This is a genomic window from Mastigocoleus testarum BC008 (genome assembly GCF_001456025.1).
Classification (GTDB): Bacteria; Cyanobacteriota; Cyanobacteriia; order Cyanobacteriales; family Nostocaceae; genus Mastigocoleus; species Mastigocoleus testarum.
In genome coordinates this window covers 92,817-112,069 of sequence record NZ_LMTZ01000102.1, presented here as the reverse complement: position 1 = coordinate 112,069, position 19,253 = coordinate 92,817, and the positions used below count along the sequence as shown (strand labels likewise).

Genomic DNA, 19,253 nt, shown 5'->3' with positions numbered 1-19,253 from the left:
ATAGACATTTTTAATCAAAATGGTAGAGTACTAATTTTCCTTTCTACCATTTTTTTGTACCTATATTAATATTTTGGACGGGTCTAATATATAGAAATTTTAATTTATGACTGCAGAATCTCATACAGATAAAGTTATGCAGATAAAATGATGCAGATAAACCTACCAGTGGTTCACCGCAGAGATTTTGACAGGTAATTTCTCAATCTATAGTTGGGATTTAGCCATATTTTATATATGTTTCAACTATAAACCTATCAAAATCAATATGATGAAGTACTAGGTGAAACTTAACATTTAAGCTAGCTAATACCAGTAATCCACAGGAAAACTCATAGAGTCATAAATCGCAAATGACAAACTTAGATTATACAGCTTTCAATTTAGTTTCTCATCTTATTTGCGTTGTAGATGTAGATGGCTCAATTAAACATGTGAATCGATGCTGGTTAGAAATCACCAGATTAAAATATCAAGAAATACTAGGGAATAAATTGTTCGATTTAGTTTCTTCCGAAGAACGGGAAAATTTTTCTCTAATTTGGCAAGAATCTGTAGCCAAATCCCAACTTTTTGAAACTAAGTTACATATCCACCTTTTACCTAATGAAAATCCTATCTGGTTTTTAGTCTCCGGTCAACCTCATTTTAATACCCAGGGGGAAGTATTTGAATGGGTAGTAACTTACACAAACATTCAGAAATATAAACAAGCAGAAGCAAAGGTTACTAGATTAAATACGGAATTAGAAGCAAGGGTTAAGCAACGAACTCAAGAATTACTAGAAGGTGAAGAAAAATTTCGTGCAACTTTTGAACAAGTAGCTGTAGGATTTGCTCATGTTGCATTGGATGGAAGATGGCTACTGGTCAATCAAAAATTATGTGAAATTGTTGGTTATTCCTATGAAGAAATTATCAATTTAACTTTTCAAGACATTACCCATCCTGATGATTTAGAAACAGATTTAAACTATGTTCGTCAATTACTTGTGGGGAAAATTGAATATTATTCTATGGAGAAACGTTATATCCGTAAAGATGGTTCGATAGTATGGGTAGAAATAACTCCAAGCTTAATACGAAATTCCAGTAATAATGAACCAATGTATTTTATTGCAGTAGTCGAAGAAATTGAAGACCGCAAACAACGACAATTGCAACTGAAACAGAAAATAGAAGAACTGGCGCAAACTAACATAATTTTGACAAAAACTACAGCAGAGTTACACAAGCGCAATCAAGAATTGGACCAATTTGCTTATTTCGCATCTCATGACCTTAAAGCACCGTTACGGGCGATCGCGAACCTTTCCCAGTGGTTAGAAGATGATTTATCCGGAAATCTACCCCCGGAAAACCAACGTCAACTGGAATTATTGCGGGGACGGGTTAATCGCATGGAAAACTTAATTAATGGATTATTGGAATATTCGCGAGTTGGTAGGGTCGAAGCAGGAATATCAACTGTCAATGTTGACATTTTACTCAAAGAAATTGTTGATTCCCTTGCTCCACCATCTGAATTTACAATCGAAATCGAATCCGGAATGCCAATTTTCCGTACTAAAAAAGTACCCCTACAGCAAGTATTCGCTAACTTAATTAGCAATGCAATCGAACATCATCCTGCTAAAGATGGACAGGTCAATATTTCAGTTGATGAAATCGAAAATTTTTATAAATTTACTGTCTGTGATGATGGTACTGGAATTCCTCCAGAATTTCATCAAAAAATCTTTACTATTTTTCAAACCCTAGAAGCTCGCGATACAAAGGAAAGTACTGGTGTTGGCTTGGCAATTGTCAGGAAAATTATAGATAGTGTAGGAGGTGCAATTGCAGTAGAATCTCAGTTAAAGGAAGGAGCTAAATTTATTTTCACGTGGCCGAAATAAATTAACTTAAATAAATATAAAAAAAACATAAAAAAAATATATAGAATTTGTCTATTCCCCAAGGATTATATGATGTGGTAAGAATTAACTACTAACGATGATGTTAATTATAAAAATAGCAATTTACAATGATGTCTATAATCAAATCAGCAGTAATTTTTATTTGTCTGGTGAATTATTTTAACTGATTTCAAGTATTAAAGATGGTAAATAAAAATAATCGTCCAATGAATATTTTATTAGTAGAAGACGATGAAGTGGATATTATGAATGTTCGACGTGCGTTCAAAAAAGGTAATATCCTTAATCCCTTATTCATTGCCAGGAATGGTTTAGAAGCCTTGAATATGCTAAGAGCTACAGAGGAAGAATCAGCGGTTGTTCCTCATGAAAGGCGGTTAATTTTACTTGACCTGAATATGCCTAAAATGGGAGGAATTGAATTTCTACAGCATTTGCGTCGTGACGAGAGTCTAAAATCAATTCCAGTAGTTGTGTTAACTACATCTAATCAAGACCGAGATTTAGTGGAGGCTTACAACTTGAATGTTGCTGGTTATTTAGTAAAGCCAGTTAAATTTGCCGATTTCGTAGACTTGATGAAAACTTTAAATAAGTATTGGTCATTTTCAGAAATACCTAACTAACTTTACTAAGAAATAGTAAAAAATTAAATATATTTCAAACTTTAATATCAAAATTATAGTCAAATTTGAATCTAGTTATTGGCGACAGTTTAAATGCTAGATAACAGCATTTATTTGAATTCAAAGGAGTGATTTTTAGTTATTACTTTTTAATTCAAGAACCTAATGAAAAAAGAATTAAGTATTTTGGTGATAGATGATGATGAAGTTGATAGAATATCAGTTTGTCGTGCTCTGAACAAGATAGAATTTGCTGTCAAAATATCAGAGGCTTCTAACTATAATGAAGCAGTTAAGTATTTAGAAAGAAATAAATTTGATTGTATATTCCTTGACTATGCTTTACCTGGGAAAGATGGTTTAGCCGTAGTTAGAGAATTACGTGATTCTGGGAATAAAATACCTTTAGTTATCTTAACCGGACAAGGAGACGAACAAATTGCTGTAGAAATTATGAAAGCTGGAGCATCTGATTATATTGGTAAATCCAGAATCAGTCCTCAATTACTGGGTAAAACTTTGCAGCATGTAGTGCGAATTCATGAAGCAGAAAGACAAATTGAGTTATTTCATCAACAACTATTTGAAAGTAACGAGCAACTTAAACGTAAAAATCAGGAACTGGAGGAAAAGCAGCAGCAAATTCATCAACAAAATCTTAAGTTACTAGAAGCAGCAGAATTAAAGTCGCGTTTTTTAGCAACGATGTCCCATGAGTTACGAACTCCTCTCAACGCAATAATGGTTTTTTCACAAATGGTTTTGCGAAAAACCAAGGGAAAGCTATCTGATTCAGAAGCAGATATGGTAGAGCGGATTTTGAATAACGGGAAAAATTTATTAGAACTAATTAATGATATTCTTGACTTATCAAAAATTGAAGCTGGTGGATTGCGGCTAGCTCCAGAAGAATTTGATATTGCTGGACTAATCCAAATTTCTGTGGATGAATTGCGTATCTTAGCAGAACGTAAAAGCTTAACTATAAATACTTGTATAAACTTACAAAATCCAGTAGTCTTCAATGATCGCACTAGAGTTAGACAGGTAATAGTTAACTTACTTTCTAATGCGATCAAGTTCACCGATACCGGTTATGTAGATGTGACTGTGAACGAAATTTCTGAGCAATGGTTGATAGTTTCTGTTTGCGATACAGGGATTGGAATCGAATCAGAAAAGTTAAAACACATATTTGAACCATTTAGACAAGGAAATCAAACTAACTCAAGACGATATCAAGGGACGGGACTAGGTTTAGCCATCACAGATTCGTTAATGAAAATGATGAAAGGTACCATCGGGGTAGAAAGTGAGTTAGGGAAAGGTTCAAAATTTAGTTTAAAATTACCACGTTGCTTAAGCCAGTAAATAAGTCAGTAAGAAAAGTAATTTATATATACAAGTCATTTATATATTTGCCATTGATTTCTATTAATATTTCCTTATTAATAATTCCTTACTCCCCTCCCCAACAAAATGTGAAATTAAATTCGCCTGAGTACTTATTATGATTTCTAATGTAGCAAATAAACAAGATAAAATTCTGGTTGTTGATGACGTATACGACAATTTACTTGTAGTTGAAGCTATTTTAGAAGAAGAAGGATATGAAATTATCTTAGAAGAAGATAGTACAAAAGCTTTAACTTTAGTAGAAGAATCTCTGCCAGATTTACTATTATTAGATGTGATGATGCCAGAAGTTGATGGCTACGAGTTAACTCGACAAATTCGCAATCACTCTACATTACCATTTATTCCCATCCTACTTGTAACAGCCCATGATGAGTCAAATGTAGTTGAAGGACTTGACGCTGGTGCGGATGATTTTATTCGCAAACCAGTTAACCCTGACGAACTACAAGCACGGGTACGTTCTTTACTACGACTAAAGCATAGTATTGACGAACGAGATCGCATGGCGAAATTGAGGGAAGATTTTGTTTCGCGGTTTGCTCACGATTTAAAAATTCCCCTAGCTGCATCGAATCGAATTTTGCAGTTAATGCTTAAGGGACAATTTTTTCCTGTTACGCCCGATTTGTATTCAATCGTCAATGATATGATTGGTAGCAATAGAGACTTACTAGCAATGGTACAGAATATGCTAGAAGTTTATAAGTTTGAGGCTGGATGTAAAAATTTTAATTTTATTAGTTGCGATCTAAACGATCTTATAGGGAGTGTGGTAAGGGAATTAACTCCGTTAGTTGAGGAGAAAGGAATATCCTTAAAACTGGGACTAGCTGAAGAAAAACCTGTAAAGGTGTGGGGCGATCGCATAGAATTAAAGCGAGTTTTAACTAATATTATTGGTAACGGGATTAAGTTTACTGATGCAGGTTCGATTCTGGTACATTTAAAACTAGCTGATGGTGATGTGTTAATTGAAATAGAAGATACTGGTCCAGGAATTTCCCAAGAAGAACAAGCGCGATTATTTGAAAGATTTCGTCAAGGTAAAAACAAGCGCTCTAATAGTGGTTTGGGTCTATATTTATCCCGGTGTATCATTGAATCACATCAAGGAAGTATAGGTGTTTCGTCTGAGTTGGGTAAAGGTAGTTTATTCACAATTAGGTTGCCAGTTCATGGCGTTGCTTCTTAAACGATGCTTATAAAGTCAAACTCTTTACTAAGATATCTTGGATTCCCCTAAATCCACCTTGGGAAGGGGACCTTTACCTCATTTGAAATGGGGTTGGAGTAATATTACGTCCGGCTAAACAGTTATTGGGGGCGAAGTAATAAGTAATAAGTAATAAGTAATAAGTAATAAGTGACAAGTAATGAGTGACAAGTAATGAGGAATAGGGTTATTAGGTAATAAATGCCATCTTTTCAATAGAGTTATATAGTAAATAATTAAGCGGAATTGATATAAATCATAGTTGTAAATTTTGTAGTCAAAGATAACATCGACGGTTATAAATTCTTAAATTTGAATATAAAGCTTAGAGACGTTCCAGAACTTACTTTGGTTTTGCTTCTGGAATGTCTCTACAAAACTATTTTTTGTGAATAACTATTTTTGTGAATAATATGACGTCCGGCTAAACGCTTTTCCTCAAGAAACACGTAACGCTATAGTTATTACTTTTGATTCTTCACGGAAGGATTTTTGATAATATATTTTGCACTTCCAACATCAGAATCAAGTGGTTGCAACTTACCGCGATATACTAAAGCTTGATGAATCAAAGCAGTAGCTGCGCCACGGGTTATTGGTTGATTTGGTCTGAGTAATGTTTGTTGGGGATAGTTAACTACTATATTTGCTTTAGTAGCTGCTGCAATATTATCTATAGCTTCTGGAGGGATTTTTTCTGCGTCTTGATAATAAGAATTAACTAGTTCCCTCGCGCTGGGACCGACAACTACATTTTTTCCGGTAGCTGTGTTTGTTGTCCCGGGAGCAGAAGCAACGTTAGCAGGTTGATTTTGATTCAGCAAATTCATTTGGTAAAAAGGCTGCATCAATGTAGTAGCTGCCAGGGGGAATAACAAACGATTTTTTGACTGACCTCTTTTAGCTTGTTTCCTTGCTGGTGACGGAGTAACCGCTTGATTAGTGCTTTTTGAAGGCTGATAGCTCAAATCTAAACCTCTAGTAAGTGCAACCAATGCATCAGTCCTAGAGAAATCTTTTTTGGGATGAAACCTATTATTGGGATAAGCCTTCATAAAATCAGATTCGTAGGCTTCTTCAATTGGCGTCGAAGCCCAATAATTTTTAGGAACATCTTTGAAGACGCTACCACTCTCGATATTTCTGACTTTTTCTTCATCAAAAGCTTGACGCACCATTGCTGCAAATTCATCGCGGTCTAAATTTTTCTTTGGTCTGAAAGTACCATCTGGGTAGCCGGTGACAATATCTTTTGAAGCTAAAGCTCGAATAAATGGACTAGCCCAATAGTTACGGTCGACATCAGGAAAATTCTCTTCAGCAACGCTGACTTCAATTGAAGCGACCGCTAAACCAGCAGCACTGAATACTCCCAGCATTCCTAGCATGAGAAAATCTATCGATTCGCGCTTCACTTTTTATAACCTCCTATTTTAATTAAAAAAGAACAGGGAACAGAAAAATCTTCTTATACCAATTTTCTAAACTAAAGCTACAGATAATGCATCAAGCAAAAATCATATTGTTGAATTAAATTTCATCAGTGCAGCCCAACTACATGAAATTGGTATTAAAGTTGCGGTAAATCCTAACTCCTTATTGCTCGACTACGGGGTTACCTTCAACATTCACATCTAACTCTTGACGACGAAGGGTTTCCTGAGCTTCTACGGTATCTTTTTCTACTTCTTTACGGATGCTAACTTCCTCACGGACGAAAGCTTGTTTTTTAATATCAGCAGTTTCCTCGTATACTTTCATCCGGGCTATTTCTCCCTCTTGGAAATCAGTATTCGTAGGATTAACTATTCTGGAACTAGTAGGCGTTTTACGCTCAATTACGATTCGTTCTCTCTCTACCGGTACGGAAGCTGTTGCAACTTCTGTTTCTAAGCGTTTTCCTACAGTAACTTCCCCAGTCATTTGACGGTTTTTACGAGCAACTAGCTTCTCCTCATAAAGCTTTAACTTTTGATGCTCTCGTTCATCCATCTGGTACATTTCAGGTTCTCGATCATATGTATAAGTGCTGCGATCGTACTTAGGAGCCCCTGGAGAAGCGGAATCGGGAGTAGGAGTAATAATAGGTTCTGGAGTTGGAGCAGAATTGGATAACTCAGTAGACGTATATAATCTATCGGATACAGCAGACACTCCAGATGCTCCGACGGGAGGTGTCATTTCTACAGGAGCAGAGTTTTCAACGCTGGGAGTGCGGTAAATATTGCGAACTCTTTCTTCATACTCGTAATCTACCGTCATAGCTTCACTATATTCGGGTAGTTCTTCTGCCTGATCTTTACTGAATAGATTTTTAGCGTAAATTCGTTCTTTATTTGGATCTACATAGCAACGACCCACTGGTAATAGAACTTTTTTTCCAAAAATCCAAAAACCTGTATCCAATACCAAATAACGAAAACGTCCAGTTTCGTCAACTAAAATGTCATCAATAGAACCAATCTTGTCATTTGTCCTAGCAGAGTAAACATCAAGACCTTTGACATCATCACCATCAAAAGCCTCTTCTCGGTAGTTAGGATTAAAATCTGCAATTTTAAATAAAGCCATTTTAGATTTACCTTTTTTGAACAAACTTAATTTTTGTTGTAAATATACTTACCTATACTTTATATATAAGTGGAGCAAATTTCTTCCAACTAAGGTCTCATAGTCCCTCACTGACAAAATATTTATTTTTGCGTCTCCAGATAATCGAATGTTATGCCTACTGGAAGAATAAATAGTAATTTGTTTCGCTTTACTATGTTTACAACAGGACTATCTAATTATTTGCAAAAGTATTTTTGCGAGAATGCAGAGATTATCTGAGTGGCATGATTCGAGATAAAAATCAAAATAAAAAAATTTGCAACAGATAATTAGTAATTTTGGGGAGGAACATCGAAGTGTCTTATTCAGAACCAATGGGTGTAGAACCGATAGGCGATCGGGTAATTGAGAGAGCAGTTGTCAATCCAGTAGTTGATTATCATGACCGCGTGCGCTGGGGTCCAATTATTGCAGGGATTGTAATTTCGATTGCCGCCCAGTTATTGTTAAGTGCTCTTGGCGCTGCAATTGGCTTAACAGCAGGTGCGACAGGAGCAGAAGCAGGAACTGTTGGTATTGGTGTGGGTATTTGGGCGATTATTAGCTTATTTATTTCCTTGTTCCTAGGTGGTTGGATTTGCGCTAATAGTTGCGGTCCAATGAACAAAAACACAGCATTACTACATGGATTAATTCTTTGGGCTACTACTATTGCTGTTAGTTCTTGGTTGCTTGCTAGTGGTGTATCAGGTACTTTCGGAGTTGTAGCTGCTAATGCAGGTGAAGTGGTAAATCAAGCTCAGCAATCAGGAGGAGTATCTTTACCAAATCAAGTTCCTAACGTTAGTCCTACTGATGCTCAAAATATCGCAGAAAATTCTGCCAAAATAGCTTGGTCGTTTCTCTTTGGTTCTCTCTTAGGCTTGGTTGCGTCAATGGTTGGAGCTTCTGTTGGAGCAAGAAAACCTCGGGTTCGAGTCTAAACTTGAGACGTCATTAATAATTAAATAATTAAATTCAAATAATTATATTCAATACTTACACGAGCTTGCTTTTAATAAGACTTTAGGTGACGATAAGAAGAATCATTTACAGTCTTAATATTTAGTTTAGTTTGCGTAAGTATATATTTATTGTGGAGATAACTGAAAAGTCTAATATAAATAATAAGACTTAGGAAAATCTATTTACATCCAACTAATTAATTTATAAGTTATCTGATTTAATTTATGCATATATTTACTCAATTTAATAAATAGATTTTTATATAAATAGATATAATTTATATGATGAAGAATGGCTTATTTCAGAGACTGAAATAAACAATTTACTAACTGCAATTGCTACCAGTAATATTTAAACTAATCCTGTCGATATATAGATTATAAAACAATCTGAATAGAATATTATCTCTAGAGAAATAAGACGAAAGGTTTATAGATTTATATTTTTTTCGCTTCCATCTACTTCATAAGTGAGATTTCTTATGGATTAAAATAGCTTACATTAGTACTGGATGAGCTAATCAAGTTAAATAAATTGATATTCTTTTTTTAAGACTTACGTAAAAATGGCGTTGTAGAAAATTTATATGCCGTATAGATCTCCAAGTGAAACAGGTTTACGCAAGTTTTAATTAATTTAAATACTTCGATCGATTTATTTTGAGGAATCTTGAATAGCTATTTTTGTACAGATATAAATAAGGAGAAATTTCAATGGCTTTATACAAAATTGCAGATTTATACCCCAACTACAAAGAAGATATTTTCGCAGGTAGCGATATTAAAGATTTTTCTGTTTACAGCGAGACTGATGAAAAAGTCGGTTCTGTCCATGATGTAATAGTTGATGGAACAGGACGTTTTCGTTACTTCATTATCGATACCGGTTTCTGGATTTTTGGTAAGAAAGTCTTGCTACCAGTAGGTAGAGCAACAATTGATTACTCCGACAAAAGAGTATATGCTGTGGGTCTGAAAAAAGATGCAGCTGATCGACTACCAGAATATAACGACGATATGGTTATAGATTTTGACTACGAAGAAAGAGTCAGATCAGCTTATAGAGGTACAACTGGTAGTGCTTTACCTGCCTACGATAGCACCAATTATGAATATGACTCCGAACCCGAACTTTACCGGACTGACGAGAAAAACCATCAAAATTTAAAGCTTTACGAAGAGCGTTTAGTTGCAAGTAAAGATCGTTTCCGTACAGGTGCGGTAACTGTAGGTAAGAAAATAGAAACTGAAACTGCTGAAGTTGTCGTTCCTATCGAAAAAGAGCGAGTAATTATCGAACGCACTGGTGTAAGTGAAGTTGAAGCTGTTGCACCAGGAAGTGTCAATTTTAAAGAAGGGGAAGTTGCTCGCGTCGAAGTATACGAAGAATCAGCAAATATTGAGAAACAAGCCTTTGTACGGGAAGAAGTTTCGGTTAGAAAAGAAGTTGAAAAAGACACTGTAGAAGCAAAAGAAAAACTCCGTCGGGAAGAGTTAGAGGTTGACGTAGACGGTAATCCAAACGTCAAGCGTAGATAATATTGAGATCTACTTTATTTGCAAATATTTTCTCGTGGAGATTTTACTCAAGGATTTTGAATTTTAATCTAGTTCGGGATTGCTATAAATAGATTTCTGAATTAAAGTCATCCATAGCGGAATAAATCGGTGGAGAGTGCTTACAGGTAGAGTAGAGAATTAATCTAGCTCTCTTTACCTGTAATTTTACTCTTTAAGTAAAAAGTGGAGAATTGGAAAATGAATTCATACGATGACGCTATCATTACTGATAAATCTAAAATCAAATCAACATTTATTCGGTTAGATAAACAAGTTATATCCTTTCATGTCGTTAACTTGAGGGGAACTATTATTGCATCAGTGAAAGATACTTATACCGATCAAAAAAATAATCTCCATCTTTTAATTTCTCCACTAAATAATCCCAACGAACATCAACAATACTTAATGGATAGCGATTGGGTACAACAAATCGGGACTACCCAAAAGATACTAGTAGTGAATTTAAGTGAATCAGATATTACCAAATTACCTGTAATAAATCAGGCTAATATACACGGAGAAAGTTTAACGCCAGAAACTAATACCTCGTCCCCATCAAAATTAGCAGAAACTTCCACAAATGAAATCCTCCACTCATCTGAGTCAAGGGAAGTAACAGTTCCTTTGCTTGAAGAACGTTTACTGGTAAAACGTGATAAGCACAAACTCGGAGAAGTTATAATCAGAAAGAAGGTAGAAACTCATTTAGTACAGGTTCCCGTACGAAGAGAAATATTAATTATTGAACAACTAGGTTCCCCAAACAAACAGCTAACAGAAATAGATTTAGCAGAATCACAGGTACCTGGAGTTACAATAAATACTAACGAGAATAAAGATGTTAATTTTATCGTTAGAGGTGAATTAATGTCTCCTCAAGTTGCTAGTGAAATTTTAAGAGAGATTTCACTTCAACAACAGAATTCCTGTAAGAAGATTTCCCTCGAAATTGAAGTTGAGAATCACGAGCAGCAAGTAAAATACCAAGAAATAATCAACCGTTGGATGACAAGTTAAGTTCATTTTTTGTATTAACTCACCGGGAAATTAAAGTTGTTGATAAATTCAAGCAAAATCTAAGAATCGACAGTTAAATAAAATTTAAAGGATATTTGAAAAGTACTGTAGCCAATATTAAAACTTTCCAAATCTAAATTTCCCTCTGAGCAAATAAAGGTGGTAAAACTCTTATCCCTACAGTAGAGAAGCTTTAGATGTATTTTTGCCTTATAAAAGTATTATTTGCTACCTTATTAACCATGCTTTTGACAAACTGGAAAAACTTTACGCCCCTGTACTAAAGGTATTGGGGATATTTATGTTTACCACTTAATTCTCCGACCTTTTGGGATTACATGACAATAAAACAGGTGCTGATTCCGAGCTTAGATAAAGAAGTTGTTTCGTGACCGCTAGAAAATTTATTGAAATACTATACGCTATATTTATTTTGCTCTATCTAGAGATATAAATAACTCGTTCAAATAAATTATCCTCAGGATGATATTGAATTAATTCAATCTATAGAAGTATTACGATTAGTTTTACATATATACTTAAGATATACATCAAAAATAATCAGTTAAGTAATAGTTTTATCTTTAATACCTCAGTAAATATTTATAAATACTTAAATTTATTAGTTTATTTGTTAATTTATTTTGCAAACGACTTAATCATATTTGCTATTTCGTAAATATATACGAATGTAATTACACTCTTGCAAAGTAGACGTGTATCATAAATTTGGCACTACGAGTCTAAGAATATTAGCGAGAAGTAGTTTTTATTTATTCTGTAATTGCATCTCAATACATTGTCTTTAAATTTTAATAACCTAGTAATTTATATTAACTGTTTGCGAGAGTATTCACTTTAAGATAAATTACCTCTAAATGTGTATTTTTATACGCTTGATTAAAATTTGAGAAATAAACCTGAAAGAGTATCACACAAGGGGGATTAATTTATGCTCGTAAATTTGTCCGAGACGTCATTTTTAGATTTATCGGAAACATCAACACTAAATTCCAAAATATTAACATTTCTAATTATACTTACAGCAGGGGCAATTATAGGATTCATCTTGAATAACTTTTTAAGTCGCATATTTTACACAGCTTTACGCTCGTTTGTTACACCCGAGCTTGGAGATGTAGTTCGGAAATTAATAGAACCCTACAAAAAGCTAATCAGAGCAATTATAGCTTTAAGTATTTTAGAAGTCATAGCTGTAGTTTCGCCTTTAAAGCAATACTTCCCGTTAATAGAGGTAGTGCTCAGTTTAACTTTAACAGTAACAATTGCTTGGTTATTATTTCGGCTAGTCGGTCAATTTCTTGATATTTATCTTTTAGAGGTCGCAACAAAAAATGACCGAAAAGTTAATGGCGAACTAATTATTTCTGCTAAAGTAATTTCTAACATATTAATTGTTGTTATTGCTTTTATTGTATTTGCCCAAACTCATCAGATTAATGTTTTTGGCTTGTTAGCTAGTTTAGGAATTGGGGGATTAGCAGTTGCATTTGCAGCTCAAAAAACTTTAGAACAATTTTTAGGTAGCGTTGTTATATATTTAGACCGTCCGTTTATTATTGATGATTATATAGGTTTATCAGACGGTACTTTTGGCAGAGTAGAATCTATAGGTTGGCGTTCTACTAAAATTCGTACTTCTGGTAAGGGTACGGTTGTAATTATACCTAATAATTCTCTGACTCAGATGAATATAGAAAACTTTTCTGGTGCGAAGAAAGTCATGTCAATTCTGCGTCTAGATTTCGACCGAGAAGTTGAACTTAAGGAACAAGCGCTTATTAAACAGGTAATACTAGCGAGTACGACAGATATTTTTGGACTGGACTCACGAAGCACAGATATTACATTTACGAGTACTGCTAATGGGGATGGTACAGCTCACAACCAGGCTCAAGTTACCTTCTTTATTTTGGGTTCTGGTGAAGTCTCAATGGAACTACGTCGTCAGTTATTAGATATTGCTCGACAGAATATAACTGCAAAACTACTAGAATACGGAATTGGTTTTGATATCGACGAACCTACTATATATGTGGATGCACCAATTACAGTTTAGGCTAGTAAATTACGTATTAAGATAAAATCGAATAAAATATGGATATAAATATAAATATGGACGTTGTAAATCAAGTTTTAGAGTTTTTACAACGTAAAGATATCCGCGACTTAGAAATATTTTTTGTTTGTATTGTCGCTTCATTAGTTATTGGTAGGTATACCCCTTCAATTCTGAAGCTAATTATCCGTCGGTTCTTTCCTAAGAGAGTAAAAGAAATTTACGATGAAGTAATCTATCCTGTTAATAATTTACTAAGACTGACTGCAACTATAATTCTAATTTCTTCATCATTAGAAATAATTAAAAACTATGGTCCAATATACAATATATTACGGGGCTTAGCAGATATTGCCGCAATTTTCAGTTTCGCTTGGTTAGCTTCTCGCTTTTGTCGACAACTACTTCGAGTTTATGGCATAGAAATCATTCGTAAATTAGGTTATAGTGCCGACGATTTACTATTAGTACTAGAAACTATTATCAATGTATCAATTGGTTTCATTGCCGTTCTAGCTTACGCTAAAGATAGATTTGATTTAGTTGGTTTATTTACCGGATTAGGAATTGGTGGTATTGCTCTTGGTTTAGCTGCAACAAAGACTTTAGAGCAACTTATAGGGACCTTAGTATTATACTTAGATCGACCATTTATTCCTGGAGAGTATATTCGTTTACCTCCGTCTTCCGAATTTTTAGAAGAAATATACGGTCGGGTTGAGTCAATTGGATTGCGTTCTACAAAAATTCGTACTGCGGCTAAAAGTACTTTATTTATTATACCTAATTCTATTTTAGCACGGTTAGAAATTGAGAATATTACCCGTGGTAAAAAAGTAATGGTATTACTCTATCTCGACTTTGATAAAAAGTTGGGAGAAAAGGAAGAAGCTTTGGTAGAACAAATAATTGCAGAAAGTACAAATTCACTTTTCGGTATAGATCCTGGAAGTACAAATATTGCAATAATTGAACATGCAAAAACTCTAAATAGTAGAGCTAGAATTACATTTTTTATCCTGGGTTCCAGTGAAAGTTCTATTCAGTTGAGAAAGCGTCTTCTAGAATTAGCAAATGAAAAAGTTTCTCGTAAACTCACAAATTATGGAATTGCGTTTGACTTGCAAGAACCTAACATCTATGTTGAATCTCCTGTGACTATTTAATTAAGAGAACAGGGAATATGAGCCGGGAATAAACCGGGAGTAAGTAGCAGGGAATAGAAAATAAAATTGTTCTATTCTCATTTACCACTGTGATATTACCTCCGGCTAAACAGTTATCACATCTGTGGGGGCGAAGTAATAAGTAATAAGTAATAAGTAATGAGTAAAAGGATTATTAGGTAATAACTGCCTTCTTTTCAATAGGGTTATATAGTAACTAATTAAGCGGACTTGATATGAATTAGCGTTATGTAGAGACGGGTTAGCGAAGCGTAACCGCTAGGTTAATATGTCGCGTCTCCGGAGAATATTTATCTTAAAATTTATTTAATACATTAATCATTTGGTGCAAAGAAAATCTGTCTTTAGGATGAGTGCTAAACTTTTCTGGCGAAAGATTTGAGTATTAATGCAAACCATATAAGTTTAGTAATTAGGTGTTTAAATACAAAGCACTTATTTTTTTATTTCCCAAATTTTAAAGTTTTATAGAGGGACATATGTCTGCATCCGATATCGCTCAAGATAGTATACCTTTCTTAGAAAAAGTCATGCGTGCTGGAAATCTGCAAGATATCTACGAAGCAAGAGACTTGAGCGAAGTTGTTTACCGTACAATGCGTGATTTAATGCCCAAAGATACGATCGAGCGTGTTGGTTCGGAATTAAATAAACCTACGATATCTACTGAAGATAAAACTCTGCAAGAAGATATTTCAGACCTTTGGAAAGATAGAAATCCTATAGTTTCCTGGTTAAGTAAGGTTCGTCCTCCTTTCGATAGTTCTGGTCCCTGGGGAATTGACGAACAACGATTTATAGCTAGAATCGAACAAGAAGGTGGAATGCCAAAAAATACCAAAGGTGAGACTGTAGTTAAAGCTGTTTTTAGTGCAACAAAAGAGGAAATATCTCCTGAAAGAGTACAAGAAATTGCTGGATTTCTACCAGGTAAAATCAAAGAATTATGGAATGAAGCTTAAGTTTTTATAGCAAGCATAAATCAGGAGTCAGGATCGATAATGTAGAGACGTAACATATTACGTCTCTACAAAAATTTCAGGTCAAATGTATTGAATTTATGGAGATTTATATTTAATTTTTATGAGTAACATTAATGATAATATTCTAGAAGAAGAATTTCAAAAACAAGAACTGCAAAAATATAATACCTCATATTCATCTTTTTCTCAGACTTGGTGGAATAAGTTAGTTGCAATCATTGCTTTAATTAATTTGTTATTAGTATTGTTTAATTTAAGTTATCTTCCCTTAAGGGATGTTTATTTACGTAATTCGCCTTTCTTAGTAAGTTTCTATGACCCAGTTAAAAGTATTGAACCCCACCCTTATACAGAACGCTACATACACACAGTAGATTTATTGGAGCAGCAAATACCAAAAATAGAAACAGAAGCAGCCTTAAAGACTAAATTATTAGAAAACCTCCGCGAACAAAGTACTAACTTATTAATTGAAGACCCTTTCCTTGCAGCGAATAAGTTTGGGACTTTTGCTAAATTGAAGCGACGAATGCAATATCACATGGATACTTTATCAGCAAAACAAGCATTCGATCGATTTTGGAGCATAGAATATTTACAAAATGCAGGTTTCGATTCCGAGCTATCTTTTTTCGAACGCAAAATTAAGCCTTTATTAGCAGCTAACTATTATCGTAATGTCGATGAAAATGGTCTATTTATCGATAATTTTTGGCGAATTGATATTTATTTTATTATATTTTTTGTTTGTGAATTTTTAATCCGGACTTTTTCCATCGCTCGCAAGCGAAATGATGTCAGTTGGTGGGATATTATTTTAAGAAATTGGTACGAAGGGTTTTTATTTCTACCTTTTTGGCGTTGGTTACGAATAGTTCCGGCTTCAGTAAAGCTGCATAAATCGGGTTTAGTTGATCTAGAACAAACCCTAGCGCAAGTTACTCACGAACCAGCTGCTTACCTAGCTCATCGAGCATCCATGTTTATAATGGTGCAATTAATTAATCAAACTCAGGATGCGATCGCAAGTGGGGAGGTTACTCGGGCTTTATTCAAAAAAGACCGCATTGAGGTTAACGAAGTTGATGAGTTAGATGTCATCATTGACCGGGTATTGCAACTATCGATATATAAAGTTTTACCCAAAGTTCAACCAAATTTAGAGGACTTATTACGTCACAGTTTAAGAAAAACTCTAAAAAGTTCCAACTTTTATCAAGCATTACCAGAAGGATTAGGAATCAAAATGATTCCGATGGAGCTGACCGAGCAAATTGCTGACTCTCTAACTCAAACGGTTTATGAAGTTTTGGCTGCTTCTTACGCTGATACCGAAGCTCGAAAACTTGTTGACGAGTCGATTAAAAATTTTCAGAGAGCATTACGTAAAGAGCTACAAAGTGAAAAAATTCAGTCAGAACTTTTACCTTTATTAGTAGACCTTTTAGAGGAATTGAAGCTTAATTATGTCCAACGTTCAGTCAAACAAGATCCGACATCGACCCTTGCTGAAGCAGAAGAAATTCGTCAGAATTCGTGATTGAGAATTGGCGTTAGCGACATAGACATTGGGGGAAATAGTACTCAAAATTACTGACTTAATTACTAACTACTCCTTACTTCTTCTTCTTACTCATTACTCCTTAATTTTTACTTATGGGATACCAAGCAATCGAAAACTACGGCATCATTGGTAACATGTATACCACTGCTTTGGTGGGGGTAAACGGCTCAATTGACTGGTTTTGTTTTCCCCACCATGATTCTCCTAGCGTATTTGGGGCTATCCTTGATGAAAAAAAAGGAGGATATTTTAAAATTGAGCCAATAGCATGTAATTTTACTCATAAGCAATTTTACTGGCCAGAAACTAATGTCTTAGTATCTCGTTTCTTGTCTGACTGTGGTGTAGGGGAAGTTATTGATTTTATGCCAGTCGGTTTGTCTGAAAAAGAACGAGGATATCATTGGTTAGTACGGAAAGTTAGTGCAGTGCGGCGTAGTATTACCTTCCGACTTGAATGCTATCCAGCATTTAACTATGCTCGAGACAAACATAAGGTTATTCCTAATGGAAGTGGAGTATGTTTTGATTCACCTAATCTAAAATTAGGTTTAATGACAGATATTCCTCTCAAACACGATGATAAAGGTGTTTGTACTGAATTTACCTTAGAAGCAGGTGAAACAGCAGTTTTTGTTATAAGAGAGCTAGATCCAGAACGAGAATATAGTTCATCTGGGTTATCTTATGAAGCAAAAGATTTATTCGATTGCACAGTGTCTTACTGGCGACGTTGGATTTCCCAGTGTAATTATAGAGGTCGGTGGCGGGAAACAGTAGAACGTTCGGCACTGGTTCTAAAATTACTTACTTTTGAACCTACTGGAGCAATTGTGGCAGCTCCTACTTGTAGTCTGCCAGAAAAACTCGGTGGTAAACTCAATTGGGACTATCGTTACGCTTGGATTCGTGATGCTGCATTTATTATTTATGCTTTGCTGCGAATTGGTTTTACAGAAGAAGCCGGTAGATTTATCAATTGGATAGATTCATTATGTCATCAATGTGCGGATAACGGGGTTCTACAAATAGTTTACGGAATTGATGGACGTAGTGACCTTGAAGAAGAAGTCCTCGAACACTTGGAAGGATATAAGGGTTCCGCTCCAGTTCGAATTGGTAATGGTGCTTACGATCAATTACAACTCGATATCTACGGTGAATTGATGGATGCGGTATATCTTTTCAATAAGTATGGTACGCCGATTTCTTACGATTTATGGACTCGTTTGCGTTACTACCTCAACTGGGTATGCGATAACTGGGATAGAAAAGACCACGGGATTTGGGAAACCAGAGATGAACGTCGAGATTTCGTTTATTCTAAGTTAATGTGTTGGGTTGCACTGGACCGAGGACTGCGTTTAGCACAAAAACGCTCTTTCCCCGGAGATTTAGAACGATGGCTAAAAGTACGCAACCAAATTTACGAAGAATTGATGTCTGAAGGATGGAGTGAAGAAAGACAAGCTTTTGTCCAAGCTTATGGGACCAATGTACTTGATGCTGGTAATTTGATTATGCCATTAGTGTTCTTCATGTCTCCCAACGACCCCCGGATGTTAAAGACTCTGGATACGATTATGCGATCGCCCCAAGAAGGAGGATTAACATCTAATAGTTTGGTATATCGTTATGACCCTTCCAATGGTGGTAAGGAACCCGATCCGCAGGAAGGAACTTTTAATCTTTGTACTTTTTGGTTAGTAGAAGCTTTGACTAGAGCGGGAAGAACTGACCAAACTCGACTCGACCAAGCTAGACTGATGTTTGAAGAAATGCTCAGCTATGCTAACCATCTGGGACTTTATGCTGAAGAAACTGGGTCATCCGGAGAAGCATTGGGTAACTTTCCCCAAGGTTTTACTCATTTAGCCCTAATTAGTGCTGCATACAATTTAAATCGGGCTATTGAGGGTAATTCTTGAAAAGTAAAAAAATATTAGTATTTATACTGGACAAATCATTGGAAGAGATCGCTTAATTACAAATATCAAGCATATAATACCGAACCATTCTTGATTTATTTTAAGTAATATTAAATAAATCAGCATTCTCTAGTAATAGCCCAAAACCCATCGAGATAAAAGTGGTTATTGCTGGAGTAAGTACATGGTGTTAAAAA

Annotated in this window: 14 protein-coding genes; 12 read left to right on the top strand and 2 right to left on the bottom strand. The window is 35.0% G+C overall.

Features of this window, described 5'->3' with window-relative positions; all coding sequences use genetic code 11:
* The first annotated feature begins 353 nt into the window (after positions 1-353).
* From BC008_RS24040 to BC008_RS24025, 4 genes are all read left to right on the top strand, one after another.
* On the top strand, positions 354-1,898 hold the full coding sequence (locus tag BC008_RS24040) for a PAS domain S-box protein (RefSeq protein WP_058183934.1): 1,545 nt from the start codon (positions 354-356) through the stop codon (positions 1,896-1,898).
* Between the two features lie 227 nt (positions 1,899-2,125).
* Entirely contained in the window at positions 2,126-2,545 is a 420-nt protein-coding gene (locus BC008_RS24035) for a response regulator (RefSeq protein ID WP_235595924.1), read from the top strand.
* Positions 2,546-2,710: 165 nt separating this feature from the next.
* On the top strand, positions 2,711-3,916 hold the full coding sequence (locus tag BC008_RS24030) for an ATP-binding response regulator (protein WP_036265770.1): 1,206 nt from the start codon (positions 2,711-2,713) through the stop codon (positions 3,914-3,916).
* Between the two features lie 139 nt (positions 3,917-4,055).
* A complete protein-coding gene (locus BC008_RS24025) occupies positions 4,056-5,156 on the top strand; it encodes a sensor histidine kinase (RefSeq protein WP_036265772.1) in 1,101 nt (366 codons plus the stop codon).
* A gap of 485 nt (positions 5,157-5,641) precedes the next feature.
* Here BC008_RS24025 and BC008_RS24020 read toward each other — a convergent pair whose 3' ends face one another.
* On the bottom strand, positions 5,642-6,592 hold the full coding sequence (locus BC008_RS24020; protein ID WP_058183933.1) for an S-layer homology domain-containing protein: 951 nt from the start codon (positions 6,590-6,592) through the stop codon (positions 5,642-5,644).
* A 181-nt stretch (positions 6,593-6,773) separates the two neighbouring features.
* Complete coding sequence (locus tag BC008_RS24015) at positions 6,774-7,748, bottom strand: DUF2382 domain-containing protein (RefSeq protein WP_027843851.1); 975 nt, start codon at positions 7,746-7,748, stop codon at positions 6,774-6,776.
* Positions 7,749-8,104: 356 nt separating this feature from the next.
* Here BC008_RS24015 and BC008_RS24010 point away from each other — a divergent pair, with 356 nt between their 5' ends.
* The 8 genes from BC008_RS24010 (at position 8,105) to BC008_RS23975 (ending at position 19,056) form a co-directional block, all read left to right on the top strand.
* Positions 8,105-8,713, top strand: coding sequence for a hypothetical protein (locus tag BC008_RS24010; protein ID WP_027843852.1), 609 nt, complete (start codon positions 8,105-8,107; stop codon positions 8,711-8,713).
* Between the two features lie 735 nt (positions 8,714-9,448).
* A complete protein-coding gene (locus BC008_RS24005) occupies positions 9,449-10,273 on the top strand; it encodes a DUF2382 domain-containing protein (RefSeq protein WP_027843853.1) in 825 nt (274 codons plus the stop codon).
* Positions 10,274-10,492: 219 nt separating this feature from the next.
* Entirely contained in the window at positions 10,493-11,314 is an 822-nt protein-coding gene (locus BC008_RS24000) for a DUF2382 domain-containing protein (protein ID WP_027843854.1), read from the top strand.
* Between the two features lie 952 nt (positions 11,315-12,266).
* The gene (locus BC008_RS23995; protein WP_036265776.1) at positions 12,267-13,394 is read left to right on the top strand and encodes a mechanosensitive ion channel family protein; all 1,128 of its coding nucleotides are present in this window, start codon (positions 12,267-12,269) and stop codon (positions 13,392-13,394) included.
* Positions 13,395-13,432: 38 nt separating this feature from the next.
* Positions 13,433-14,560: a mechanosensitive ion channel domain-containing protein gene (locus BC008_RS23990; protein ID WP_027843856.1), complete on the top strand. Its 1,128-nt coding sequence runs from the start codon at positions 13,433-13,435 to the stop codon at positions 14,558-14,560.
* Positions 14,561-15,060: 500 nt separating this feature from the next.
* The gene (locus tag BC008_RS23985; protein WP_027843857.1) at positions 15,061-15,543 is read left to right on the top strand and encodes a DUF2267 domain-containing protein; all 483 of its coding nucleotides are present in this window, start codon (positions 15,061-15,063) and stop codon (positions 15,541-15,543) included.
* 121 nt (positions 15,544-15,664) lie between these two features.
* Positions 15,665-17,104, top strand: coding sequence for a hypothetical protein (locus BC008_RS23980; protein ID WP_063800809.1), 1,440 nt, complete (start codon positions 15,665-15,667; stop codon positions 17,102-17,104).
* A 116-nt stretch (positions 17,105-17,220) separates the two neighbouring features.
* A complete protein-coding gene (locus BC008_RS23975; RefSeq protein ID WP_027843859.1) occupies positions 17,221-19,056 on the top strand; it encodes a glycoside hydrolase family 15 protein in 1,836 nt (611 codons plus the stop codon).
* The last annotated feature ends 197 nt before the right edge of the window (positions 19,057-19,253 follow it).